Here is a 451-nt window from a genome sequence, read left to right on the forward strand (position 1 = left end):
GCGAGGAAAAGAGGGAAAGAAAAGAAGAGAGGAAGAGAGGAAGGAGAAGAAGAGGGGAAAGAAGAGGAGGAAGGGGGGAGGGAGAGAGAAGGAAGAAAAGAGAGAAAGAGGAGAAAGGGAAGAGGAAGGAAGAGAGGAAAGGAAGAAAGAGGGAAAAAAGAGGGAAAGAGAGGAAGAAGGAGGGGAGAAGGAGGAAAAGGAGGAGAGAAAGAAGGAGAAGAGGAGAAGGAAAAAGAAAAGGAGAAAAAAAGAAAGGAAGGGGAAGAGAGGAGGGAAGAGAGGGAGAGAGGGAGGGAGAAGGGAAAAGAAGGGGGGAAAGAGGAGAGGGAAGAAAAGAGGAGAAGAGGAGAAGGGAAAGGGAGAGAAGAAGAGGGGAGAGGGGAAGGGGAAGAAGAGGAGAGGGAGGGGAGAGGAGGGAAGAAGAAGAAGGAAACCACACGGGGCGGGCAGA

General features: G+C 50.8%; 1 protein-coding gene. It reads left to right on the top strand.

The features are described 5' to 3' along the window. The coding region (locus NR073_RS11400; protein ID WP_256748839.1) for a hypothetical protein at positions 1-451 on the top strand (451 nt) is incomplete at both ends.

Origin of the sequence: Micrococcus sp. Mcc28 (assembly GCF_024519775.1) — a bacterium.
Classification (GTDB): Bacteria; Actinomycetota; Actinomycetes; order Actinomycetales; family Micrococcaceae; genus Micrococcus; species Micrococcus luteus.